This is a genomic window from Ruegeria sp. CDSA241 (assembly GCF_059611265.1).
On record NZ_JBXWPF010000005.1, the window covers coordinates 85,264 to 108,868 of the forward strand.

Genomic DNA, 23,605 nt, shown 5'->3' on the forward strand with positions numbered 1-23,605 from the left:
TCAGCCGCCCGTATGGCTCATGTGGCGGCTCATCTTGCCATCGACCGCCTGGCGGGAATAGTCGAAGTCGTGGCCTTTGGGCTTAAGATTTATCGCCGCGCGGATGGCCTGTTCCAGCGGCGCCTCGGTATCGAGATGATCTCGCAGGGGGGCACGCAGATCGGCCATATCCTCTTGCCCCAGACACATATACAGCTCACCCGTACAGGTCAGGCGGACGCGATTGCAGCTTTCGCAGAAATTATGCGACAGCGGTGTGATAAAGCCGATCTTCTGGCCCGTTTCTTCAAGCCGCGCATATCGCGCTGGTCCACCAGTGCGTTCTGCCAGATCGGAGACGGTATAGTGGCTTTCATATTCCTTGCGGACATCCTTGAGCGACCAGTACTGATCCAGACGGTTCTCGTTCCCGATATCGCCCATCGGCATCACCTCGATCCAGGTCAGATCCATGTCGCGCTCAGCGCACCATTGGGTGATTGTTGGAAGTTCGGCCTCGTTGAACCCCTTCAGGGCCACAGCGTTGATCTTGACCCGCAGGCCAGCCTTTTGGGCAGTATCAATTCCGTTCAGAACCTGTTTCAACCGGCCCCAACGGGTGATCTGGCTGAATTTCTCATCATCCAACGTGTCCAGCGACACATTCACCCGGCGCACGCCCGCCGCATAGAGATCGTCAGCAAAGCGATGCAGTTGTGAGCCATTGGTTGTCAGCGTCAGCTCTTTCAACGCGCCGCTGTCCAGATGCCGGGTCATGGCATTGAAGAATGACATGATGTTTCGGCGGACCAGCGGCTCGCCCCCGGTGATGCGCAGCTTTTCCATGCCCATCTTCACGAAGGTCGTGCACATACGGTCCAGCTCTTCCAGCGTCAGCAGATCCTTTTTCGGCAGGAACTTCATGTCTTCGGACATGCAGTAAACACAGCGAAAATCACAGCGATCCGTAACGGAGACGCGGAGATAGGTGATGGCACGTGCGAACGGGTCGATAAGCGGAGCTGTCATGAGTCATACGTAAAGCGGCGACTGGCCTGGGACAAGCCTGAACTGTGCTTTGTGCTGGCACAGTCCTGTGAGGGGGGCTAAGTTCAGGCCATGAAATACACTCTGCTGACCATTTGTATCCTTGTTGCGGGCTGTGACACTGTCCGCTCGACAACTGATCGGGTTTTCGGTCGCGACAAACCTGCGGCTGAACCAGAGGTCGCCGCGGAAACTGACGTCACCGAATCCGTTCCGGTCCCCGCAACCGCCGCTGGTTGGGTTGGCGCCAAGACCACCATTGCCAGCTTGGGTGATCCGACAACGCCGGGACGCTGGATGGAAACGCCTTTGGTCGAGACAGAGTTCACAGGACGTGTTGTTGTGCCCAGAACAGGGGCGCAGGCCTATATCACGCTGGTCCCGGCCCGTGGGCCCGAAAGCGGCGGCAGCAGGCTGTCGCTGGATGCAATGCGGGCGCTGCTTTTGCCTTATGACGAACTTGTCGAGCTGGAAGTTTATTCCAACTGACCTTTCAGATATTTGCCTGCTTCACGCCGGGCAAAGGGCTTCATGGCCGCACTATGGTCGCGCAGAAAGTTAACCACTCGGTCCGCGTCATGTTTCGACAGCTCGCGCAGCCACCATGCGATTGCTTTCTGGATGAACCAGTCACGGTCGGGCACATAGCCCGCTGCCCAGCCAAGAATACGGTCGCGCCGGTTCAGGTCTTCTGGCTTGGGGTGGTTCTGCTTGGTCCAGGGCAGGGTGGCCACCAGCGCGGCGCGCCGTGTCCACATGTGGTCTGACGCTGTCCAGCTTTCGACCTGTTCCAACCGCGCCGGGTCCGCAGACAAGCGTTTCTGCATCGCCATACAGGCGTGATCTGCCACCGCCCAGGCGTCGAAATCTGGTAACCAGCTTTGCAGCAGGTCCCAAGCAGCCTCATCGGGGCGGATACGGGCTTGGGTTAGCAACTTGGCTGCGGCCAGACGGCCCTCATGGATATCGGTCTGCCAGAGGGCGTCAGCCAGATCCACCCGCGCAGCAACGTCCAGTTCCTGTCGCCATAGTTTGCTCAGGTCGTTCAGAACCGGATTTGCAACGCCCAGATAGAGGCGTTCGACCTTGTGATAAGCCGCCATCTGCACGGCGCGCTCTGGGTCGGCATGGGCCCGGATCTGGTCAAGATAGGTGACGGGCGTCATAGGTCCGCAGCGCGTGTTGGCTTGCCGTCGATCGTCTGATGGTTCCGCTCAACCCAATAATCGCGGATATCGTCATCGGACTTACCGTCGACCCATTTCTGCATCGTGTCCCGTTCGGACTGGTATTCCATGAACGGTACGGCATATCCGCAAGAGGTCTGAACCATGTCAATCGCAAGGTCATAGATCTGGCGGGCGCTGCGGTGGTCGGGAAACAGCCCGGCCAACGCGTCCCAGCCCTTGTCCCCGGCATGCAATGTACGCGCGGTGCCATAGGTCCGCAGGATCAGCGGGCGTGTGGTGAAAGAACTCCACATGAGGGTCATGCGATTGACCTCCAGCAAATGCCCGGCGGTTTCATTGCCACTGCCGGTCAGGTTCATCCAGACAATCCGATTGGGCCCCAGTACCCGCAGCGAGTCCATCCCTTTGGGAGAGATATTGACCCGTCCTTCATGTCCGGCGGTGCCGACGAAGAACAGATGCTGATCCTCGATAAACTTGCAATGGGCGTCATCCAGCGCCGGAAATTGTTTGGACATGCGTCACTCCACCGTTACGGATTTCGCCAGATTGCGCGGCTGGTCCACATCCGTGCCCTTGGCCACCGCCGTATGATAGGCCAGCAACTGAGCGGGCACCGAATAGAGGATCGGCGCAAGGCTGGGGTGCACATGCGGCATGCGGATCGTGCTCCAGACCCCGTCTTCCGCCTCGGCGATGCCGTCATCATCGGACACCAGGATGACTTTACCCTTGCGTGCCATGACCTCTTGCATATTCGACACGGTTTTGTCGAACACCGTGTCGCGCGGGGCCAGAACCACCACAGGCATGTGTTTGTCAATCAGGGCAATGGGGCCGTGCTTTAGCTCACCCGAAGCATAACCTTCGGCATGGATATAGCTGATTTCCTTGAGTTTCAGCGCCCCTTCCATCGCCAGCGGGTACATCAGGCCGCGTCCCAGAAACAGAACATCGCGCGCCTCGGACAAGCGCTGGGCGGATTTCCTGATGGCCCGGTTCTGATCCAACGCGGTGTTCAGCACCGAAGGCAGCCCGCGCAACGCGGCGGCGTGATCGGCAAGTTCCTCGTCGCTCAACGTGCCACGGTCCGCGGCAGCCTTGAGCGCCAGCATCAGCAACACGCTCAGCTGACAGGTGAAGGCTTTGGTCGAGGCGACGCCTATCTCAACCCCGGCATGGATCGGCAGGGCGATGTCGCTTTCACGTGCGATCGAGCTTTCTGGAACATTGACGACTGAGACGACCTTGTCCGCTTTGCCGTCGCAATACCGCAGGGCGGCCAGCGTGTCGGCGGTTTCACCCGATTGGCTAACAAACAGCGCCATAGTGCGTTCCGGGATCGGAGGTTCACGATAGCGAAATTCGCTGGCGATATCGACTTCGACCGGTATTCTGGCAAGTTGCTCGAACCAGTATTTGGCGGTCAAACAGGCGTAGAAAGCAGTCCCGCAAGCGACCATCGTCAGACGGTCCAGCTTGGTGAAATCCAGATCCCCCGGCAGAACGACCTGATCCCCGGCAGAGGGCAGGTAGGACCGGATCGCCTCGGCAACCACAATCGGCTGTTCCGCGATTTCCTTGGCCATGAAATGCTTGTGCCCGGCCTTGTCGGCGCGGCTGTGATCCACTTTGATCTTGCGGGTTTCGCGATTGGCAAGCTCACCTGCTTCGTTGCGGATTTCCAGCGATGTGCGGGTCACAACCGCACGGTCACCTTCTTCCAGATAGGTGATGCGATCCGTCAGCGGCGCTAGCGCGATGGCGTCCGAGCCGACAAACATCTCTCCGTCCCCGTGCCCGATTGCCAGTGGCGAGCCTTTGCGCGCGGCCACGATCAGGTCATCTTCGCCGTCAAACAGAAAGGCCAGGGCAAATGCGCCGACCAGCCGGTCGATGGTTTTATAGGCGGCTTCAACCGGGGGCAGCCCTGATTTGAGGTAATGTTCAGCCATCAGGGCGACGGTTTCCGTATCGGTTTCGGTTTCGAACCCGATCCCGTGTTCCGCCAGCTCTGTCCGCAGCTCTCGATAGTTTTCAACGATGCCGTTGTGAACAACGGCAACCGGCCCGGCCCGGTGGGGATGCGCATTCGAAACTGTCGGCGCGCCATGGGTGGCCCAGCGGGTATGGCCGATACCGGATTTACCGGGAAGCGGGTCATGCACCAGCAGGTCGCTGAGGTTTACCAGCTTGCCTACAGCCCGACGCCGACCCAGGGATCCGCCATTGACCGTAGCAATGCCTGCACTGTCATACCCCCTGTATTCCAGCCGTTTTAGGGCCTCGACCAGGATGGGGGCAGCTTCGTGCTTGCCCAATACGCCTACAATCCCACACATCTGTCAGGCTCCTTTGTCGCGACGAGCCTTCTTCGCCGTCAACATGTCAAACAATTTACGCGCATAACCGGGCTTGTTGTCCTGCTTGGCGCGCGCAACGGCCAAAGCATCCGCTTCCACATCGCGCGTCACCACGGTTCCGGTGGCCGTCATCGCGCCGTCACCAATGGTGACAGGTGCCACCAACATGGTGTTCGATCCGACAAAGACGTTCTGGCCGATGGTTGTTTGGTGCTTCATTACGCCATCGTAATTGCAAGTGATCGTACCCGCGCCGATATTCGTCGCCGCCCCAACCGTTGCGTCCCCGATATAGCTGAGATGGTTGACCTTCGCGCCTTCGGCGATCTCAGCATTCTTGATCTCGACAAAATTGCCGACGCGGGTGTTTTCTGCCAGCTCAGCGCCGGGGCGCAGGCGGGCATAGGGGCCGACGATGGCGCCGCGGCTGACATGGCAGCCCTCAAGATGAGAAAATGCCCGGATCGTCGCGCCGCTTTCCACCGTGACACCGGGGCCAAAGACCACATTGGGTTCTATCACTGTGTCGCGGCCAATGACGGTGTCGGCGGCCAGATAAACGGTTTCCGGCGCCATCAGCGTGACCCCCAGATCCAGCAGATCGGCGCGGGCACGGGCCTGAAAAACCGCATCCGCAGCGGCCAGGTCAACGCGCGAGTTCACACCCAGCGTTTGTGCCTCGTCACAGGCGACTGCGGTGACATTCAGGCCACGGGATCGGGCGATTGCCACGACATCCGGCAGGTAGTATTCACCGGCGGCATTGTCATTGCCGACGTCGTCGATCAGCGAAAACAGCAATTCAGCGTCACAGGCCAAAAGGCCAGAATTACAAAGTGTTATATCGCGCTCATTATCCGAGGCGTCTTTGTATTCGACGATGCGTTCAAGGGCCTGTCCGTTCATGACCAACCGGCCATAGCGTGCAGGATCTGCGGCCTCAAAACCCAGAATAACCAGATCGTTCTTGGCCCGCGCTTCGATCATACGTTCCAACGTATCGGGTTGCAAAAAGGGCGTGTCCCCGTACAGAACAACCACGTCGCCGTTGAAACCCTGCAGCGCTTCGCGCGCCTGTGCGACAGCATGGGCGGTGCCCAGCTGTTCGGCCTGAATGGCGATTTGTGCGGTCTCGTCCTCGGCCAGGGTTGCTTTGGCAACGGCTTCGGACCCGTGCCCGGTGACAATGACGGTCCGCTCGGGCGACAGAACAGCACCAGCGCGCATGGCATGGACCAGCATAGGCGCCTGAGCAATCGGGTGCAGGACTTTCGGGATATCCGAATTCATCCTGGTGCCTTTACCGGCAGCAAGGATGACAAGGGCGGTACTCATGAAATCGTTTTCTCTTTGTGTTTTGTTGCAGTCCGTTTTATCCGCTGAGGGTAAAGTCGCAAGCGGTTCAGCCATCAAACTAGATTGCCGTTTGCAACAAGACGTGGCGAAAACCCGCCGAGGCAGGAGGCGTAATGCGAACAGTCATCTTTGATCTGGACGGGACACTGGCGGATACTTCCGGGGATTTGCTGGAGGCCGCAAACCATTGTTTTCGCGATATGGGGCACGGCGATGTGCTGGTCCACGGGCAGGATGCTGGCATCGCTTTGCGTGGTGGGCGGATGATGCTGACCCACGGTTTGAAGCGGGTTGGGGCCTATGACGAGCAGGCTGTTCACGCTTATTACCCGATGCTTTTAGAGGCGTACTCGGAGGCGATTGACACCCATACCCGGTTTTATCCAGGCGCTCTGGACGCGGTTGGAAAGTTGAAAGAGGCCGGCTATGGCGTTGGTATCTGCACTAATAAACCCGAGGCTCTGGCACATCAGCTGCTGACCCAAATGGGTGCGCGCGACCGGTTCGGCTCACTCGTCGGTGCGGATACTTTGCCGGTTCGCAAACCCGATCCGGAGCCCCTGCGTGAAGCTGCCCGCCGGGCAGGTGGGCACCCGGATCTGTGCGTTCTGATCGGGGATTCCGACACCGACCGGAATACGGCGCGTGCTGCAGGTGTACCTTCGGTGCTTGTAACATTCGGGCCATCTGGCGACGACATGGCTGCGCTGAAACCCGAAGCGCTGTTACATCATTTTGATGACCTGCCGAAACTTGTTTTTGATTTGGTCGGAGCTGCAGCCTGACCCCTTGACCCCGGCCCATCGCGGCCTCAAGAGCGAAAAGATGACTGATAAGTTTACTGGCAATTTCACCCAGCAGGAACCAATCCCGGATGAGGCGATCGAGGCGGCTCTGGCCGTTTTGCGTCATGGCCGGCTGCACAGATATAACGTGTCGCCCGGCGAACTGGCCGAGACCGCCCTGTTAGAACAGGAATTTGCCGCGCAGACCGGTGCAAAATACTGTCTGGCGGTCTCCTCGGGCGGCTATGCACTGGCGACAGCATTGCGCGCCATAGGGGTGCAGCCCGGAGATACGGTTCTGACCAACGCTTTCACCCTGGCGCCGGTGCCGGGGGCGATTGCCTCGATCGGAGCCAAGCCGGTATTTGTCGGTGTGACCGAAGCGCTGACGATTGATCTGGATGATCTCGAAAGCAAACTGGATCAGTCTGATGTGCTGATGCTCAGCCATATGCGTGGGCATCTGTGCGACATGGATCGGTTGATGCAAATCTGCGATGCCGCCGGTGTGGCCGTGATCGAAGATTGCGCGCACACGATGGGCGCCGCATGGCGCGGGCAAAAATCCGGACGGCAGGGCGTTATCGGGTGTTATTCCTGCCAGACCTACAAGCACATAAATTCCGGTGAAGGCGGGTTGTTGATTACCGATGACGAGGAACTGGCTGCCAAGGCGACGGTCCTTTCAGGATCCTACATGCTGTATGAGCGCCACCTTGCAGCGCCGGGCCCGGAGGTGTTCGAGCGGATCAAGTACACCACGCCCAATGTCTCAGGGCGCATGGACAATTTGAGGGCCGCGATCCTTAGGCCGCAGCTTCGCAATCTGGAACAACAGATTGACCGGTGGAATGAGCGCTATGTCGAGATCGAAAAAGGGCTGCGCGGCACGCCGGGACTTACCATTGTCGAACGGCCCGAGGCGGAAACTTATGTGGGCTCGTCGATTCAGTTCTTGCTGCTGGACTGGTCACCCGAACGGATTGCTCTTGTGATGCAGCGCTGCGCGGCGCGTGGTGTGGATCTGAAATGGTTCGGCGGAGCAGAGCCCACCGGGTTTACTTCGCGCTATGACAGTTGGCGATATGTGGAAAGCGCGCCTCTGCCTGCGAGTGACCGCATTTTGACCGGGATCATGGATATGCGGGTGCCATTGACTTTTTCACTGGATGATTGCCGGTTGATCGCACGGATCATTCGCTCCGAGGTCGGCGCGGTGTTCCAATCCTGATCACATTTCCTGTGATTCGAGCGGGGATTTTTGGTTCTTCCGCAGCCGCTCGACCAGTCGTTTTTGCAGCCGATTTTCAGGGATCGGATAAGACGGCACTGTATTCTGGGCTTCCAGCAGATTTGGAAGGATCATTTGGATTTCTTCGCGGGCCTGCGCCGTAACGGATGCCAGCGACGTGTCGGTCAGCAACAGGCTTTCGCTCGGGGCGCCATTTGCAAAAACGATTTCGTGATTGTCGAACAGCAGGTGGTAATACACAACCTGATCAAGGCTGTTGTCTATCTCGATTCCCGGCAATTCCGACAGCTTGATGGCCGCGACCAGCACATCCGGCGATCCGAACATGCGCTGCGCCACCGCCGAAGAGATTTGCATTCTGTGCTGCCGGGAAACCAGAAGATCCTGTTTCGGCAAACCGTCCCCTAATGCGGATTTCGCGATTCGAACCGGTTTCAGGTTTGGATTGATTGCCAGATCGGTTGCCGAAAGATGCCGCTGTCCGATCCATCTGACAGGTTTCAGCCCCGATCGGGTCAGCACAAGATCACCTTCACGCAAGGTTTCAACGGGATGTTCCCCGAGTTCCGTCTCGATCAGGGTGCCCTGACAAAAACACACCAGTAACTCGATGTTATCGACAATGGCGCCAAGGCTATCATTAAGGCCAAGTTCGGTAAGGCGCAGGGTATAGTCACCGGCGGAAGGGAAATCGACCTGCATGGTGAATGTGGAAAAGCTGTTCGCAGTCGGCAGAACGGTCATCGAGGCGATAACGACGCCGTTGCTGTCCAGAATCTCGACTGTAAATCCTTCGCTGCCTGCATTTGAGTTAGATGCCGTCCTAAGTGCGGAATCCAGGCTAAGCTCGCCGGATTTGGGGTCATCCAGCGTAAAGGTTTGCTCCATCACCGTGACTTGGCTTGCGTTGCCATCCATTTCGGCCACACGATTCGATGAACCATTCCCGAGATAGGCACCCTCAGTGTGGTCAGCTTCGATATCCGTACCAGACCAATTTGCGGAACCGCTATTAAAAGTACCATTTACGATGACATTGGTTGGGGCCATTCGCAGAATCCTTGAAGCAAAAAAACTTAACGGCTTAGGCGATCTAATCGTCGAGTATGGTGAATTTGTGACGCTCCGGATCGGCTCGCGGGTGAACCTTTTTCGGTCAGCGCTTGACCCGGGTTCATGGTCATGGCAGATTATTTGAACAATCGTTCATTTACTGGGAGGGTTCGATGTTCACGGCGGCCATGCAATTCGATCTGGGTGAAGATGTGAACGCACTGCGTGAAATGGTGCATCGCTGGGCGCAAGAGCGGGTGAAGCCGATGGCCGCGAAGGTCGATGCCTCGAACGCGTTTCCCAATGAACTTTGGCGCGAGATGGGTGAGTTGGGCCTGCTAGGAATTACAGTGCCCGAGGAATATGGTGGCGCGGCCATGTCCTATCTGGCCCATACCGTCGCGGTTGAAGAAGTGGCGCGGGCCTCTGCCTCAATCTCATTGTCATACGGGGCGCATTCAAACCTGTGCGTCAATCAGATCAAGCTGAACGGCAGCCCCGAGCAAAAGGCGAAATATCTGCCTCGGTTGATTTCCGGCGAACATGTGGGCGCGCTGGCCATGTCTGAGGCGTCCGCCGGATCAGACGTCGTTTCGATGAAGCTGAAGGCGGAAAAGCGCAATGATCACTACCGGCTGAACGGAAGCAAATACTGGATCACGAACGGGCCGGACGCGGATACTCTGGTCGTTTACGCCAAGACGGATCCTGATGCTGGATCCAAAGGGATCACCGCCTTTCTGGTCGAAAAAGAGATGACGGGCTTTTCGACCTCGCCCCATTTCGACAAGCTGGGCATGCGCGGATCAAACACGGCGGAATTGATTTTTGATGACGTCGAGGTGCCCTTTGAAAATGTTCTGGGCGAAGAGGGTAAAGGTGTCGCGGTTCTGATGTCAGGGCTGGATTACGAACGCGTTGTGCTCGCCGGGATCGGAACTGGAATCATGGCCGCCTGTCTGGACGAAGTCATGCCGTATTTGGCCGAGCGCAAGCAGTTCGGCAAACCGATTGGCAGCTTTCAGCTGATGCAAGGCAAGATTGCTGACATGTACACGGCCATGAATTCAGCCCGGGCTTATGTCTACGAGGTCGCCAAGGCCTGTGACCGCGGGGATGTGACCCGGCAAGATGCGGCAGCGTGCTGTCTGTATGCTTCGGAACAGGCCATGACGCAGGCCCATCAGGCAGTTCAGGCTATGGGCGGCGCGGGGTTCCTGTCGGATTCGCCGGTCAGCCGCATATTCCGCGACGCCAAGCTGATGGAAATCGGCGCCGGTACCAGCGAAATCCGCCGGATGCTGATCGGACGGGAACTGATGAACGAAATGCTCTGAGCAAAAAAACGCCCCGCCGACGAGGTAACGGCAGGGCGTTCTGTGTAAAGGATCAGAAGCGGTGAACGTAGGATACGCCGACCAGCCAAGGATCGATTTCAGCGGTGCCGATATCGGTGCCGTTCAGTTTGACGTCCGAGTCGATATCGAACCAGCGAACGTTCAGACGAACAGCGCCTTTTTCGGTGACCATATAGTCCAGACCGGCCTGCAGTGCGAGGCCGACCGAGTTGTCGAGCTCGAGATCACCCAGGGCCGATTTTTCGTCGAAGAAGATGGTATAATTGATGCCCGCGCCGACATAGGGTTTCCAGACCGAGTTGGTCGGGAAGTGATAGTTCAGCGACAATGTGGGCGGCAGGTGTTTGACGGTCCCTGCGTCGAGGCTGCCACCCAGTGTGACCTCATGGCTGAACGGTGTGGCGGCCAGCAGCTCGATACCCAGATTATCCCGAACGAAATACTCGGCAGTAAAGATCGGGCGTGTGTCGGAATCGACATCTGCATCCAGCCCGGCGAGGGATCCATTGTCGGATTTCGGGTCGAGATAGCCGACACCGACACCAACGGTCCAGTCGCCCTGATTTTGGGCGAAAACGGGCGCAGCAAACGCGACGAGCGCGGTCGAAAGGGTCAAAGCGGCGAGTTTCTTGGTCATTTTACGGCCTTTGGATTTGTTGATGACCGGGTTTTGCATGAAGCAAAGCCCGCCGACTCTGATCTGCATCAAATTCCCGTGACCGTCTTTGGTGGCTCGATTCAGGAAAAACCTATAAAAACAAAGGGTTTCGGTAATGTGTCCCGCTGAAGGCATACCTGGTTTGCATCAGGGTGGGGGCTGGGACCTGCCGGACCGGTTGAACATGGCGCGGCAATGCTTGGAACAACCCCCAGAGCAGACGGCGATCATCGACCTGACCGGGGGTGAGGGCAAGGTCGTCTCGTTTGCACAACTCGGACGCTTGGCCGATGACATCGCACACGCCTTGCTCGATCGGGTGCGGCCTGGGGATCGCGTTGGAGTACTGCTCAGTCAGTCACCCGGCTGCGCGGCGGCGCATCTTGCGATCTGGAAGATCGGCGCGATTTCGGTGCCTTTGTTTAAATTGTTCAAACATGACGCGCTGGCCTCGCGTGTCGCGGATGCAGGGGCGCAACTGGTGTTGACAGACGCAGAGGGTGCTGCACTGCTGGGGGATCTTGCCGTACCGGTTCTGGTCGATCAGATAGCTCCGTCTGATGATCCGGTGCCCTTTGCGGATACCGGCCCCGAGGATCCGGCAGTTCTGATCTATACTTCCGGCACAACCGGCAGCGCCAAAGGCGCGCTGCATGGGCATCGGGTTTTGACCGGCCATTTGCCGGGGGTCTCGATCAGCCACAGCCATCTGCGCGAAGGTGACTGTCTGTGGACGCCCGCCGACTGGGCATGGATTGGCGGGTTGTTCGATGTGTTGATGCCAGGGCTGGCGCTGGGCATTCCGGTGGTCGCGGCCCGGCTCGAGAAATTCACCCCCGAGGCCTGTGCGGATGTGATCGCGCGCGGCGGGGTACGGAACGTGTTCTTTCCGCCTACCGCATTGCGGATGCTCAAGGCCACGGATCAGGCGATCCCCGGTCTGCGCTCGGTCGCTTCCGGAGGGGAGCCGCTAGGTGCCGAGATGTTGGAATGGGGGAAGCAGGCGTTCGGCCTGACGATCAACGAATTCTACGGCCAGACCGAATGCAACATGGTGGTGTCTTCCTGCGCTCAGGATTTTCCCGTGCGCCCGGGTTGCATCGGTAAACCGGTTCCGGGGCATGAAGTTGCAGTGATCGACCAGGATGGCCAGCCCACAGATCAAGAGGGCGACGTGGCCATCCGCCGAGGCTCGGCCTCGATGCTGCTGGAATACTGGAATCGACCTGAGGCCACGGCCGAGAAGTTCCGAGGCGACTGGCTGATCACTGGGGATCGCGGCGTGTGGGAGGGGGATTATCTGCGCTTCGTCGGTCGCGACGATGACGTGATCACCTCGGCCGGTTACCGCATCGGTCCGGCCGAGATCGAAGATTGCCTACTGACCCACCCGGCGGTGGCGACAGTGGGTGTGGTCGGCAAGCCCGATCCGTTGCGGACCGAAATCGTGAAGGCCTATGTCGTGTTGAAACCGGGAGCCACGGTTGCGGAGCGAGAGTTGCAGGATTGGGTCAAGGATCGTCTGGCGCAGTATTCCTACCCGCGCGAAGTGGCGTTTCTGGAGGAACTGCCGATGACTGTGACGGGGAAAGTGATCCGGAAGGAATTGAAGGCGCGGGCGGCGGGGGAAACTGAAACGCAGAAGAGGCCGAAATCATGAGTAAGATGTTTTGGCCGGGGTTGGTTGCACTGCTAATTTCCGCAGCGGCCCTTGAGGCGGACGAAAGCATGGGGCAAGCTTCGGAGCCGGTCATAGGTGTCGAAAATTGGTTGGATGGGTGTACGCAACTTAGCAAAACGACGGTGATGTCTGTTCCAAAAATGACGTTGGATATGGATTGTGTTGCATCTGCCTTGGATTATTGCACAAATAATCAGGAAAACTCCTACCAGGACATTTGCCACGAGATTTTAATTGAGCACATTCGTCTCAGAAGTGCAGAAATTTCGGGGTATTTACCAGCGAACCCAAACCTCAAGGGTTTCAAGCGCTCCTCTTATGCGAATGCGCGGCGACGAACTTCCGAAGATTTTCAAACGAAATGCGAAGCCGACATGTCTGAAAATGAATGCCTATTGTTAGATGCTACTATGAAGTGGCTGAACTTGCGATTGGCCGAACGGCTTTTGGAGGGTAAACACCAATGAAGCTCAATTCCAAAGCCATACCCACCTCTGAGGGTTTCAAAGCAAACCGCGCGGCTCATCTCGACGCGCTGGAGCAAATCTCTGCCGCTGCCGAAGCGGCCCGTCTGGGCGGAGGTGAGAAATCCCGCGCGCGGCATGAATCGCGGGGCAAGATGCTGCCGCGCCGTCGGGTGGCGAACCTGCTGGACCCGGGGTCCCCGTTTCTGGAAATCGGCGCGACGGCGGCGCATGGGATGTATGGTGATGCCGCGCCAAGTGCTGGTGTGATTGCGGGCATTGGCCGGGTGCAGGGGCGCGAGGTCATGGTGGTTTGCAACGACGCCACCGTGAAGGGCGGCACTTATTATCCGATGTCGGTCAAGAAACACCTGCGCGCGCAGGAGATTGCCGAGGAAAGCCAACTCCCCTGTATCTATCTGGTTGACAGCGGCGGGGCGAACCTGCCCAACCAGGACGAGGTCTTTCCCGACCGCGACCACTTTGGCCGCATCTTCTATAATCAGGCCCGAATGAGTGCCAAAGGAATCCCTCAGATCGCGGTGGTCATGGGTTCGTGTACGGCGGGCGGGGCCTATGTGCCCGCGATGTCGGATGTGACGATCATCGTCAAAGATCAGGGCACGATCTTTCTGGCCGGTCCGCCTTTGGTCAAGGCCGCGACCGGAGAGGTCGTCAGCGCCGAGGATTTGGGCGGTGGCGACGTCCATACCCGCCTGTCCGGCGTGGCCGATTACCTGGCTGAGGACGACGCCCACGCGCTGGCTTTGGCGCGGCAGGCGGTGGGATCTCTGAACCTGCGCAAACCGCAGACCGTGGATTGGGCCAGCCCCGAAGACCCGGCTTATGACCCCGAGGAAATTCTGGGCGTTGTTCCCGCCGACCTGCGCACGCCCTATGATATCCGCGAGGTGATCGCGCGGCTTGTCGATGGCTCGCGATTTGACGAATTCAAACCGCGCTTTGGTGAGACGCTTGTGACCGGGTTTGCCCATGTCAAAGGCTGCCCGGTTGGGATCATCGCCAACAACGGCGTGCTGTTTTCCGAGGCCGCCCAAAAGGGCGCGCATTTTGTTGAGCTGTGTTCGCAACGCAAAATCCCGCTGGTCTTCCTGCAAAATATCACCGGCTTTATGGTGGGCCGCAAATACGAAAACGAAGGCATTGCGCGGCACGGGGCAAAGATGGTGACAGCCGTTGCTACGACTTCGGTACCCAAGATCACCATGCTTGTCGGGGGCTCGTTCGGGGCCGGGAACTATGGCATGGCGGGGCGGGCCTATCAGCCCAGGTTCCTGTGGACTTGGCCGAACTCGCGTATTTCCGTAATGGGGGGCGAGCAAGCGGCGGGCGTGCTGGCCACCGTCAAACGAGACGGGATCGAGCGGCAGGGTGGCAGCTGGTCGGCTGAGGAAGAGATCGAATTCAAGCGCCCAACATTGGATATGTTCGAGGAACAATCTCACCCACTCTATGCCTCGGCGCGCCTATGGGATGATGGCATCATCGACCCGCGCAAAAGTCGCGATGTTCTGGCCTTGTCGCTGAGTGCCGCCCTGAATGCCCCGATTGAGGAGACACGTTTCGGCGTGTTCAGGATGTAAGATGAACGTTTCTTTGAATGATGTCATGGCCCGCTATCCGGGTGCTCAGACTTTCAAGTTTGGTGACAACGCAACGTTGAGCGCAGAACTTTTGGCCTTAGTGCGTGCAGGAAGGAAAACAGCGACCTGCGGTACTTTGCGAGACTATCCCGAAGGCAGTGCGGATACTCCGGTCGTTGGGCGGCGCGATATCGCTTTGGACTGGGATGGTCGTCCCGCGCTGGTGATCGAAACGAATGAGGTAACGACCTGCCGATATTGCGATGTGACCGAGGATTTCGCGCTGGCCGAGGGCGAGAATGAGGCGCTTGAAGGATGGCGCGAAGATCACCGCCGGTATTTCGAGCGAAACGGCGGGTTTGATCCCGAAATGGAATTGCTCTGCGAGCGGTTCCGACTTGTCGAAGATCTCGGGGTTGAGGGATAAGCCATGTTCAATAAAATCCTGATTGCTAACCGAGGCGAGATTGCCTGTCGGGTGATGGAAACGGCTCAGAAAATGGGTGTGTCCTGTGTTGCAGTGTACTCGGACGCGGACGCCTCGGCCAAGCATGTGCGAATGGCGGATGAGGCGGTGCATATCGGTGGCGCGGCCCCGGCGGACAGCTATTTAAAGGGTGATGTGATCGTTCAGGCAGCGCTGGATACGGGCGCGCAGGCGATTCATCCGGGCTATGGGTTTCTGTCTGAAAACCCCGGTTTCGTTGACGCGGTTGAGGCTGCGGGTCTGATCTTTATCGGGCCCTCGGCGGATGCGATCCGCAAGATGGGCCTCAAAGACGCGGCAAAAGTGTTGATGGAGCTGGCGGGCGTGCCCGTGGTTCCGGGTTATCACGGCGATAACCAAGACCCTGATCATCTGGCGGGCGCGGCCCAGACCATCGGATATCCAGTGCTGATCAAGGCCGTTGCGGGGGGCGGCGGCAAGGGCATGCGGCTGGTAGAGCACCCCGAAGACTTTACTGAGGCTCTAGACAGTGCGCGGGGAGAGGCGAAAACCGCCTTTGGCAACGATGCCGTTCTGGTCGAAAAATTCGTTTCCAAGCCCCGGCATATCGAGGTGCAGGTGTTCGGCGATGGCACCCAGGCGGTGCATCTGTTCGAACGCGATTGTTCGCTGCAGCGGCGGCACCAGAAGGTGATCGAAGAAGCTCCGGCGCCCGGAATGACGGTTGAAATGCGTGAGGCCATGGGGCAGGCGGGCGTGCGCGCCGCCGAGGCGATTGGCTACAAAGGCGCAGGTACGGTTGAGTTCATCGTTGATGCATCGGACGGGCTGCGCCCGGATCGGTTCTGGTTCATGGAGATGAACACGCGCTTGCAGGTGGAACACCCCGTGACCGAGGCGATTACCGGCGTTGATCTGGTCGAATGGCAGTTGCGAGTCGCCTCGGGTGAGGCGTTGCCAAAAACGCAGGATGACCTGACGATCAACGGGCATGCGTTCGAAGCCCGGCTTTACGCCGAGGACGTGCCCAAAGGGTTTTTGCCCGCAACAGGTACGCTGACACATCTGCGCTTTCCTGCGGAATGCCGCGCCGATAGCGGAGTGCGGTCCGGCGATACAATCAGCCCCTGGTACGATCCGATGATTGCCAAGGTCGTGGTGCATGGCCCGACGCGTGCAGTGGCGCTGGAAAACCTGCACCGGGTTCTTCGGCGGACCGAGGTTGCCGGGACGGTCACGAATCTCTCGTTTCTTGGCGCGCTGACCCGGCACCCCGGATTTGTGGCGGGCGATGTCGATACCGGGCTGATCGGTCGGGATATCGACGGGCTGGTCCGAACTTCTGATGCGCGCGCGGGCTTGATTGTTGCAGCAGCCATGACGGCGCTTGATCTGGTCGAGACCGGGCCCGACACGGGTTTCAGCCTGTGGGCGCCGCTGCACCGGGCCGTCCAGTTGAAGTACGATAGCGAGCTCATTGATCTAGACGTACAGGTCGAAGGACCTGACCGGCAGGTCTGGCAGATCAAGGACACAACGGTTCTGGCGCAACGGCGCAATGGAGGCTGGTACATTGATGATCGCCCGATGCCGCCCGTGGCACTGGCTGGTGCGACAATCACAGTATTCGATGACTATGGGCAAGTGTTTGAGCATGTCGATCCGCTGGATCGCGATGCAAGCGCCTTGGGCGATACCAATGTGGTCGAGGCGCCGATGCCCGGTCTGGTCAAGGCCATGTTCGCCACCGTAGGGCAAGCCGTTTCAGAAGGTGATCGACTGGCCATTCTGGAAGCGATGAAAATGGAACATTCCTTGCTGGCTGCCCGTGATGGCGTGATCGCCGAGGTGCTGGCCGAAACGGGCGCTCAGGTCGAGGCCGGCGCGGCGCTGGTCCGGCTGGAGGAGGAATGATCTGTCCCGCTGCGCCGCAACGTGGCACAGTCGGGACAACACGGCATAACGGGAGGCGAAAGCTATGGGTGAACGGGTCGACATTTTTGAAGTAGGGCCACGTGATGGGCTGCAGAACGAACAGCGGGAAATTCCTGTTGCCGAGAAGGTCGCTCTGATCGATTGCCTGAGCAAGGCGGGCTTCAATCGGATCGAAGTTGCCAGTTTTGTGTCTCCGAAATGGGTGCCCCAGATGGCTGGCAGTGCCGATGTTCTGGCCGGGATCCAGCGGGTTGGTAAGGTGCGCTATGCGGCGCTGACGCCAAATATGCGCGGGTACGAGGACGCCTTGTCTGCCAAAGCGGATGAGATTGCCGTATTCGCGTCTGCCTCGGAAGGGTTCTCGAAGGCCAATCTCAACGCGACCATCGCCGAATCCATTGAGAGGTTCAAACCGATCCTAGAGGCTGCGCGCCATATTGACCTGCCAGTGCGCGGTTACGTGTCCTGCGTGACCGACTGCCCCTATGATGGTCCGACCCCACCCGAGAAGGTGGCCGAGATTGCGGACACACTATTTGCGCTGGGTTGCTATGAGGTATCGCTGGGAGATACGATCGGGCAGGGAACACCGGACACTATCGCCCATATGCTTCTGGCGGTGCGTGAGACGGTGCCTGTTACCCGCTTGGCGGGACATTTCCACGACACCAATGGTCGGGCCATCGACAATATCGACGCTGCATTGACGCTGGGCGTGCGGACATTTGACTCAGCAGTCGGGGGGCTGGGCGGTTGCCCCTATGCACCCGGCGCCGCAGGGAACGTGGCCACCGAAGCCGTGGTCGCGCATTTAGAGCGTCTTGGATATGAAACGGGACTTGATCTGGGGATCGTGGAACAAGCGGCACAAATGGCACTGGCCATGAGGGCGGAGTAGGCGATGTTTGAAACGATCTCGGTCACGGTTGATCCACGTGGCGTTGCAACCCTGACGCTGAACCGCCCGGAAAAGCATAATGCGATGTCCGCGCAGATGATCCGGGAACTGACACAAGCGGCAGTACAGTTGGGCAGCGATGGAACTGTGCGCGTCGTCGTTCTGACCGGAGCAGGCAAAAGCTTTTGTGCCGGTGGGGATCTGGGCTGGATGCAGGACCAGATGGCAGCGGATCCTCAGACACGCTTTGTCGAAGCACGCAAACTGGCCGAGATGTTGCAGGCGTTGAACGTGATGCCCAAACCGCTGATCGGAGCGTTACAGGGCAACGCCTTCGGTGGCGGCGTGGGCCTTGCCGCTGTCTGCGACGTGGCAGTAGGTGTCGAGACCCTCAAAATGGGCCTGACCGAGACGCGACTGGGTCTGATCCCGGCCACCATCGGCCCCTATGTTGTCGCTCGGATGGGGGCGGCACGTGCGCGGCGGGTCTTTATGTCGGCCCGATTGTTTGACGCGGCCGAGGCCGTCGATTTGGGCCTGTTGGCCAAAACGGTCTCAGCAGAAGATCTGGCGGACGCTGTCGAGGCCGAGGTTGAACCCTATTTGTCATGTGCGCCTGGTGCGGTGGCCTCGGCCAAGGCCTTGGTCCATAGTCTGGGGCCGCGTGTTGACGATCCCGTTATCGACCAAACGATCCGGGCGCTGGTTGCGCGCTGGGAAACTGACGAGGCGCATGAGGGAATCAGCGCATTCTTCGACAAGCGAAAACCTGTATGGAATAGTTAGGTTTACGTTCTGTCGGTCTGGGCGTTTCACGGATCGAAGTTCGGCTGGAATGAAACGGAATATTAGGGTGCCATGCGGTTGTGTTTGGTTGACCCTCTGACCCCGCGCGGATAGAGAATGTCCAGTCAACACGCTAATTGACGGCGCTCCCCTACGGGGCACGCGCAGGAAAGGAGCTATTCGTGGAAGACCTGCTGCGGGAGTACCTCCCGATCCTGGTGTTTCTGGTCGTCGCTGCGGGCCTTGGAATCGTCCTGATTCTTGCCGCTGTGGTGCTGGCCGTCCGCAATCCCGACCCGGAAAAGGTCAGCGCATACGAGTGCGGGTTCAACGCCTTCGACGATGCGCGCATGAAATTCGACGTCCGGTTTTACCTGGTTTCGATTCTCTTCATCATCTTCGATCTGGAAATCGCGTTTCTGTTTCCCTGGGCCGTCGGTTTCAAGGACATCAGCGATGTGGGCTTCTGGTCCATGATAGTATTCCTGGGCGTTCTGACCATCGGCTTTGCCTATGAATGGAAGAAAGGGGCCCTGGAATGGGAGTGATGACGGGTGCAAACACCGCTGGCGTCGATAAAGAAGTCGCCACCCAGGCCCTGAATGCCGAGCTGCAGGACAAAGGGTTCCTGCTAACTTCGACCGAGGATATCATCAATTGGGCGCGCACCGGGTCGTTGCACTGGATGACCTTCGGGCTGGCCTGTTGCGCAGTTGAGATGATGCATACCTCGATGCCGCGTTATGATGCAGAACGGTTTGGTATCGCGCCACGCGCGTCCCCACGTCAGTCGGATGTGATGATTGTGGCCGGAACGCTTACCAACAAAATGGCGCCTGCGCTGCGTAAGGTCTATGACCAGATGCCCGAGCCGCGCTATGTGATCTCGATGGGATCCTGCGCCAACGGCGGCGGGTATTACCATTATTCCTATTCTGTTGTGCGCGGCTGTGACCGCATTGTGCCGGTCGATATCTACGTGCCCGGTTGCCCTCCGACGGCTGAGGCGCTGTTGTATGGTCTGATGCAGCTGCAGCGCAAAATCCGCCGCACCGGCACCATTGTACGCTGAGGAGAGGGCAATGAGCGAAGCACTCAAAGAACTCGGCGCGCAGCTGGAACTCAAACGGACCGATTGCGTTCTGTCCTGGGATGTCACCCATGATGAGTTGAACGTGGACGTGGCCCCGTCGAACCTTGTGGAATTTATCGAATTTCTGAAGGGCGATGCCAGTTGCAAGTTCTCGACCCTGGTGGACATCACAGCCGTTGACTATCCCGAGCGGGCCAAGCGGTTCGATGTGGTCTATCACTTCCTGTCGATGTACCAGAACCAGCGTATCCGCCTGCGCGTGTCGATCCGTGAGGATGACATGGTGCCGTCGATTGTCGACGTTCACCCTTCGGCCAACTGGTTCGAGCGCGAGGTGTTCGATATGTTCGGCATCCTTTTCTCGGGCCATCCTGATCTGCGGCGAATCCTGACCGACTATGGCTTTCGTGGCTATCCGCTGCGCAAGGATTTCCCGACCACCGGTTATACCGAGGTCCGTTATGACGAGGCGCAAAAGCGTGTGGTCTATGAGCCGGTCAATCTGGTGCAGGAATACCGTCAGTTTGATTTCATGTCTCCGTGGGAGGGTGCGAATTACATCCTGCCCGGCGATGAGAAACAGGAGAGCGAATAATGGGTGGCATTTGGTGGCTGATCCTATCTGCACTGACCATCATCCCGATGGTGAAGATTTTGCCGTTCTTCGGGATTAACAAATACTGGTGCCTGCTCTGTCTGATCCCCTTTGGCACGATCGCGTTGCTGTGGTGGGTCGGGCTGAAACTGCAAGAGCTGGAGCGCCGCTGAGATGATGATGCTGGGGGAACTGATCGTGCTGGGTGCGCTGGGGGTCCTTCTGGCGGGGGCTGCAGCCAAGGCGGCCGAGGCCGAAAAGGTCCGGGTTCGGGCTGATGCAAAAAAGAATAAGCGGGGGCGTTGATGGACGGCTCAAGATATGATGACGGCAGCACGGACGCGCTGAGCGGAGAACAGAAGATCCGCAATTTCAACATTAACTTTGGCCCGCAACACCCTGCGGCGCACGGGGTTTTGCGGCTTGTGCTTGAGCTGGATGGCGAGATTGTTGAGCGTTGCGACCCGCATATCGGTTTGTTGCACCGTGGCACCGAAAAGCTGATGGAAAGCCGGACGTATCTGCAGAACCTGCCGTATTTCGATCGTCTCGACTACGTTGCGCCGATGAACCAGGAACATGCCTGGTGTCTGGCCATTGAAAAGCTGACCGGAGTTGAGGTGCCGCGCCGAGGTTCTCTGATCCGGGTGCTGTATTCCGAGATCGGGCGCATCCTGAACCACTTGCTGAACGTGACCACGCAGGCGATGGATGTGGGGGCGCTGACCCCGCCGCTCTGGGGGTTTGAAGAGCGCGAAAAGCTGATGGTGTTCTATGAACGCGCCTGTGGTGCCCGCCTGCACGCGGCCTATTTCCGCCCCGGCGGTGTGCATCAGGACCTGCCGCCGGAACTGCTGGACGATATCGAGGCGTGGAGCCACGAATTCCCCACCATTCTCGACGACATTGATGGTCTGCTGACCGAAAACCGCATCTTCAAACAGCGCAACGCCGATATTGGCGTGGTGACCGAGGATGACATCCAGAAATACGGTTTCTCGGGTGTCATGGTACGCGGATCGGGGCTGGCCTGGGATTTGCGCCGCGCGCAGCCCTATGAATGCTATGACGAATTCGAGTTCCAGATTCCGGTCGGCAAGAACGGCGACTGCTATGACCGCTATCTCTGCCGCATGGAAGAGATGCGCCAGTCCTTGCTGATCATCCGTCAGGCCATCGCCAAAATCCGCGAATGCCCCGGAGATGTGCTGGCCCGCGGCAAGATCACCCCGCCCAAACGCTCGGATATGAAAACCTCGATGGAAAGCCTGATCCATCACTTCAAGCTGTATACCGAAGGCTTCCACGTGCCCGCGGGCGAGGTCTATGCCGCCGTCGAGGCCCCGAAGGGCGAATTCGGCGTCTATCTGGTCGCCGATGGCACCAACAAGCCTTACAGGGCCAAACTGCGCGCGCCGGGCTTCCTGCACCTGCAAGCCATGGATCACATCGCCGGAGGCCACCAACTGGCCGACGTCGCAGCCATCATCGGCACCATGGACGTTGTGTTCGGGGAGATTGATCGGTGAAGAAGCTCTTAGCGTTTACCTTAGCTATCCTTCCTATGGGCCATGCGGTATCGGCGGCGCCTTTGAGTGATTTTTGCCTCTTTCTATCCCCAGACATTCTGGAGAAAGTAGCCGACTGTAGGGCAACGAAAGGTTGTTATCCGGTTGACGAGTTTCCGGAGGTGTTCGAGCACTACAGATCGCTTGAAGAGCGCGCTTCGAACTATGTGTTGAGCAAACTTAGCTCATCAGAAAGCTGCATGGTGTATTCTAGATTGTTGGCGGGGTCAGGCGTTGAGAACTGTCCCGCCGGACAAGAGCCATTTTTGTGGGCCATTTTTGATCTAGTGGACGCCAAAGTGATCTCGTCCAATAATTCAAATGATCCAAATTTATGGAAACTTGGATTGGCAGAAAATGGGGAATGTGCTTAATGCTCCGCCGCCTTCATCCAGAACAACCCGAAAGCTTTGCCTTCACCGCTGCCAACCAGCAATGGGCCGAAGCGCAGATCACCAAGTATCCCGAGGGCCGTCAGGCCAGCGCGGTGATCCCTCTGCTATGGCGCGCGCAAGAACAAGAGGGCTGGCTGAGCCGTCCGGCGATTGAATCTGTCGCTGACATGCTGGGCATGGCCTATATCCGCGTGCTCGAAGTTGCCTCGTTCTACTTCATGTTTCAGCTGCAGCCGGTTGGCTCGGTGGCGCATATTCAGGTCTGCGGGACTACCTCTTGCATGATCTGCGGGGCCGAGGATTTGATTGCGGTCTGCAAGGACAAGATCGCCGCCAAGCCGCATGCTTTGTCCGCCGATGGCAAGCTGAGTTGGGAAGAGGTCGAATGCCTGGGCTCTTGCACCAACGCGCCGATGGCGCAGATCGGCAAGGACTATTACGAAGACCTGACCGCTGAGGGTTTTGGCAAGATCATCGACGATCTGGCCGCTGGCAAAGTGCCGACACCGGGCCCTCAGAACGGGCGCTATGCGGCAGAGCCTCTGAAGGGGCTGACCAGCCTGTCCGAATATGACAGCGGCCGAACCCAGTATAATGCCAGCGTTCAGTTGGCGACTGATCTGGGGGATACCGTCAAACGCATCGACGGGACCGAGGTTCCGATCCTTACGCCATGGCTGGGCAAGGATGGCAAGGCAGCGGCGACAAAGGCTGCTCCGAAACCTCCCAAGGCCCCCGCACCTGCCAAACCTGCGGTGAAACAAGCGGCTGAAGCGAAGGCGGTCAAAGAAGACCAGCCCGATACGCTTTCGGGTGCGCGGGACGGCAAGTCGGACGATCTGAAGCTGCTTAAAGGTGTCGGGCCTAAGCTTGAGAAGACGCTGAACGAGCTGGGCTTCTATCATTATGATCAGATCGCCAAATGGACGCCTGAGCAGGTTGCCTGGGTTGATGCGCGGCTGAAGTTCAAAGGCCGGATCGAGAGAGACGGCTGGATTGATCAGGCCACCAAGCTGGCGGCGGGTGAAGAAACCGAGTTCGCCAAGCGGGCCAAGGACGACGGTACATACGAAGACTAGGATGTGTGCCCGCTCTGG

General features: G+C 58.5%; 26 protein-coding genes. 19 read left to right on the forward strand and 7 right to left on the reverse strand.

What is annotated here, in order from left to right; genetic code table 11:
* Complete coding sequence (gene moaA / locus AC2FJV_RS06155) at positions 1-1,008, reverse strand: GTP 3',8-cyclase MoaA (RefSeq protein ID WP_496713045.1); 1,008 nt, start codon at positions 1,006-1,008, stop codon at positions 1-3.
* 90 nt (positions 1,009-1,098) lie between these two features.
* On the opposite strand from moaA, the gene AC2FJV_RS06160 reads away from it, so the two are divergent.
* A complete protein-coding gene (locus AC2FJV_RS06160; RefSeq protein WP_496713047.1) occupies positions 1,099-1,515 on the forward strand; it encodes a hypothetical protein in 417 nt (138 codons plus the stop codon).
* On the opposite strand, the gene AC2FJV_RS06165 is transcribed toward AC2FJV_RS06160, so the two are convergent.
* From AC2FJV_RS06165 to glmU, 4 genes are read right to left on the reverse strand one after another with little or no spacing between them, the layout of a single operon-like run.
* Positions 1,503-2,192 (reverse strand): DNA alkylation repair protein, encoded by a 690-nt coding sequence (locus AC2FJV_RS06165; protein WP_496713049.1) that lies wholly within the window; start codon positions 2,190-2,192, stop codon positions 1,503-1,505. The two genes, AC2FJV_RS06160 and AC2FJV_RS06165, sit on opposite strands and share 13 nt — an antisense overlap.
* The gene (locus AC2FJV_RS06170; protein ID WP_496713051.1) at positions 2,189-2,734 is read right to left on the reverse strand and encodes a pyridoxamine 5'-phosphate oxidase family protein; all 546 of its coding nucleotides are present in this window, start codon (positions 2,732-2,734) and stop codon (positions 2,189-2,191) included. Before AC2FJV_RS06170 ends, AC2FJV_RS06165 begins: the two co-directional genes overlap by 4 nt.
* Before the next feature lie 3 nt (positions 2,735-2,737).
* A complete protein-coding gene (gene glmS, locus AC2FJV_RS06175) occupies positions 2,738-4,558 on the reverse strand; it encodes a glutamine--fructose-6-phosphate transaminase (isomerizing) (protein WP_142634924.1) in 1,821 nt (606 codons plus the stop codon).
* 3 nt (positions 4,559-4,561) lie between these two features.
* A complete protein-coding gene (gene glmU / locus AC2FJV_RS06180; protein WP_496713053.1) occupies positions 4,562-5,914 on the reverse strand; it encodes a bifunctional UDP-N-acetylglucosamine diphosphorylase/glucosamine-1-phosphate N-acetyltransferase GlmU in 1,353 nt (450 codons plus the stop codon).
* Positions 5,915-6,048: 134 nt separating this feature from the next.
* On the opposite strand from glmU, the gene AC2FJV_RS06185 reads away from it, so the two are divergent.
* Complete coding sequence (locus tag AC2FJV_RS06185) at positions 6,049-6,720, forward strand: HAD-IA family hydrolase (protein ID WP_496713055.1); 672 nt, start codon at positions 6,049-6,051, stop codon at positions 6,718-6,720.
* Positions 6,721-6,760: 40 nt separating this feature from the next.
* Positions 6,761-7,951: a DegT/DnrJ/EryC1/StrS family aminotransferase gene (locus tag AC2FJV_RS06190; protein ID WP_496713057.1), complete on the forward strand. Its 1,191-nt coding sequence runs from the start codon at positions 6,761-6,763 to the stop codon at positions 7,949-7,951.
* Here AC2FJV_RS06190 and AC2FJV_RS06195 read toward each other — a convergent pair whose 3' ends face one another.
* On the reverse strand, positions 7,952-9,022 hold the full coding sequence (locus AC2FJV_RS06195) for a Hint domain-containing protein (protein WP_496689743.1): 1,071 nt from the start codon (positions 9,020-9,022) through the stop codon (positions 7,952-7,954).
* Between the two features lie 176 nt (positions 9,023-9,198).
* Between AC2FJV_RS06195 and AC2FJV_RS06200 the strand changes: the two genes are divergently transcribed.
* Complete coding sequence (locus AC2FJV_RS06200; RefSeq protein WP_271950212.1) at positions 9,199-10,362, forward strand: isovaleryl-CoA dehydrogenase; 1,164 nt, start codon at positions 9,199-9,201, stop codon at positions 10,360-10,362.
* A gap of 52 nt (positions 10,363-10,414) precedes the next feature.
* Here AC2FJV_RS06200 and AC2FJV_RS06205 read toward each other — a convergent pair whose 3' ends face one another.
* Entirely contained in the window at positions 10,415-11,020 is a 606-nt protein-coding gene (locus AC2FJV_RS06205) for an OmpW/AlkL family protein (protein WP_271950306.1), read from the reverse strand.
* Between the two features lie 136 nt (positions 11,021-11,156).
* Between AC2FJV_RS06205 and AC2FJV_RS06210 the strand changes: the two genes are divergently transcribed.
* The 15 genes from AC2FJV_RS06210 to nuoE all read left to right on the forward strand — a co-directional run bounded on the left by AC2FJV_RS06210 (position 11,157) and on the right by nuoE (position 23,587).
* The gene (locus AC2FJV_RS06210; protein ID WP_496689744.1) at positions 11,157-12,701 is read left to right on the forward strand and encodes an AMP-binding protein; all 1,545 of its coding nucleotides are present in this window, start codon (positions 11,157-11,159) and stop codon (positions 12,699-12,701) included.
* Positions 12,698-13,189: a hypothetical protein gene (locus tag AC2FJV_RS06215; protein ID WP_496689745.1), complete on the forward strand. Its 492-nt coding sequence runs from the start codon at positions 12,698-12,700 to the stop codon at positions 13,187-13,189. Before AC2FJV_RS06210 ends, AC2FJV_RS06215 begins: the two co-directional genes overlap by 4 nt.
* Positions 13,186-14,790, forward strand: a complete 1,605-nt coding sequence (locus tag AC2FJV_RS06220) for a carboxyl transferase domain-containing protein (RefSeq protein ID WP_496689746.1) — start codon at positions 13,186-13,188, stop codon at positions 14,788-14,790. The genes AC2FJV_RS06215 and AC2FJV_RS06220 overlap by 4 nt, the downstream gene beginning before the upstream one ends.
* A gap of 1 nt (position 14,791) precedes the next feature.
* Positions 14,792-15,217 carry an ASCH domain-containing protein gene (locus AC2FJV_RS06225; RefSeq protein ID WP_496713059.1) on the forward strand — a complete coding sequence of 142 codons (426 nt, stop codon included), beginning with the start codon at positions 14,792-14,794 and terminating at the stop codon, positions 15,215-15,217.
* Between the two features lie 3 nt (positions 15,218-15,220).
* Complete coding sequence (locus tag AC2FJV_RS06230) at positions 15,221-17,152, forward strand: acetyl/propionyl/methylcrotonyl-CoA carboxylase subunit alpha (protein ID WP_496713061.1); 1,932 nt, start codon at positions 15,221-15,223, stop codon at positions 17,150-17,152.
* 64 nt (positions 17,153-17,216) lie between these two features.
* On the forward strand, positions 17,217-18,071 hold the full coding sequence (locus AC2FJV_RS06235) for a hydroxymethylglutaryl-CoA lyase (RefSeq protein ID WP_496689748.1): 855 nt from the start codon (positions 17,217-17,219) through the stop codon (positions 18,069-18,071).
* 3 nt (positions 18,072-18,074) lie between these two features.
* A complete protein-coding gene (locus tag AC2FJV_RS06240) occupies positions 18,075-18,857 on the forward strand; it encodes a crotonase/enoyl-CoA hydratase family protein (RefSeq protein ID WP_496689749.1) in 783 nt (260 codons plus the stop codon).
* A 182-nt stretch (positions 18,858-19,039) separates the two neighbouring features.
* A complete protein-coding gene (locus AC2FJV_RS06245; protein WP_142634899.1) occupies positions 19,040-19,405 on the forward strand; it encodes an NADH-quinone oxidoreductase subunit A in 366 nt (121 codons plus the stop codon).
* Positions 19,396-19,929, forward strand: a complete 534-nt coding sequence (locus tag AC2FJV_RS06250; protein WP_037307875.1) for a NuoB/complex I 20 kDa subunit family protein — start codon at positions 19,396-19,398, stop codon at positions 19,927-19,929. Before AC2FJV_RS06245 ends, AC2FJV_RS06250 begins: the two co-directional genes overlap by 10 nt.
* Before the next feature lie 10 nt (positions 19,930-19,939).
* Positions 19,940-20,545, forward strand: a complete 606-nt coding sequence (locus tag AC2FJV_RS06255) for an NADH-quinone oxidoreductase subunit C (protein WP_271950203.1) — start codon at positions 19,940-19,942, stop codon at positions 20,543-20,545.
* A complete protein-coding gene (locus AC2FJV_RS06260) occupies positions 20,545-20,718 on the forward strand; it encodes a hypothetical protein (RefSeq protein ID WP_170433422.1) in 174 nt (57 codons plus the stop codon). The genes AC2FJV_RS06255 and AC2FJV_RS06260 overlap by 1 nt, the downstream gene beginning before the upstream one ends.
* Position 20,719: 1 nt before the next feature.
* Entirely contained in the window at positions 20,720-20,851 is a 132-nt protein-coding gene (locus AC2FJV_RS06265) for a hypothetical protein (protein WP_271950199.1), read from the forward strand.
* Positions 20,851-22,074, forward strand: a complete 1,224-nt coding sequence (locus AC2FJV_RS06270; RefSeq protein WP_271950197.1) for an NADH-quinone oxidoreductase subunit D — start codon at positions 20,851-20,853, stop codon at positions 22,072-22,074. The genes AC2FJV_RS06265 and AC2FJV_RS06270 overlap by 1 nt, the downstream gene beginning before the upstream one ends.
* On the forward strand, positions 22,071-22,487 hold the full coding sequence (locus tag AC2FJV_RS06275) for a hypothetical protein (RefSeq protein ID WP_496693926.1): 417 nt from the start codon (positions 22,071-22,073) through the stop codon (positions 22,485-22,487). The genes AC2FJV_RS06270 and AC2FJV_RS06275 overlap by 4 nt, the downstream gene beginning before the upstream one ends.
* Positions 22,487-23,587, forward strand: a complete 1,101-nt coding sequence (gene nuoE, locus AC2FJV_RS06280) for an NADH-quinone oxidoreductase subunit NuoE (RefSeq protein ID WP_496713064.1) — start codon at positions 22,487-22,489, stop codon at positions 23,585-23,587. The genes AC2FJV_RS06275 and nuoE overlap by 1 nt, the downstream gene beginning before the upstream one ends.
* Positions 23,588-23,605 lie beyond the last annotated feature (18 nt).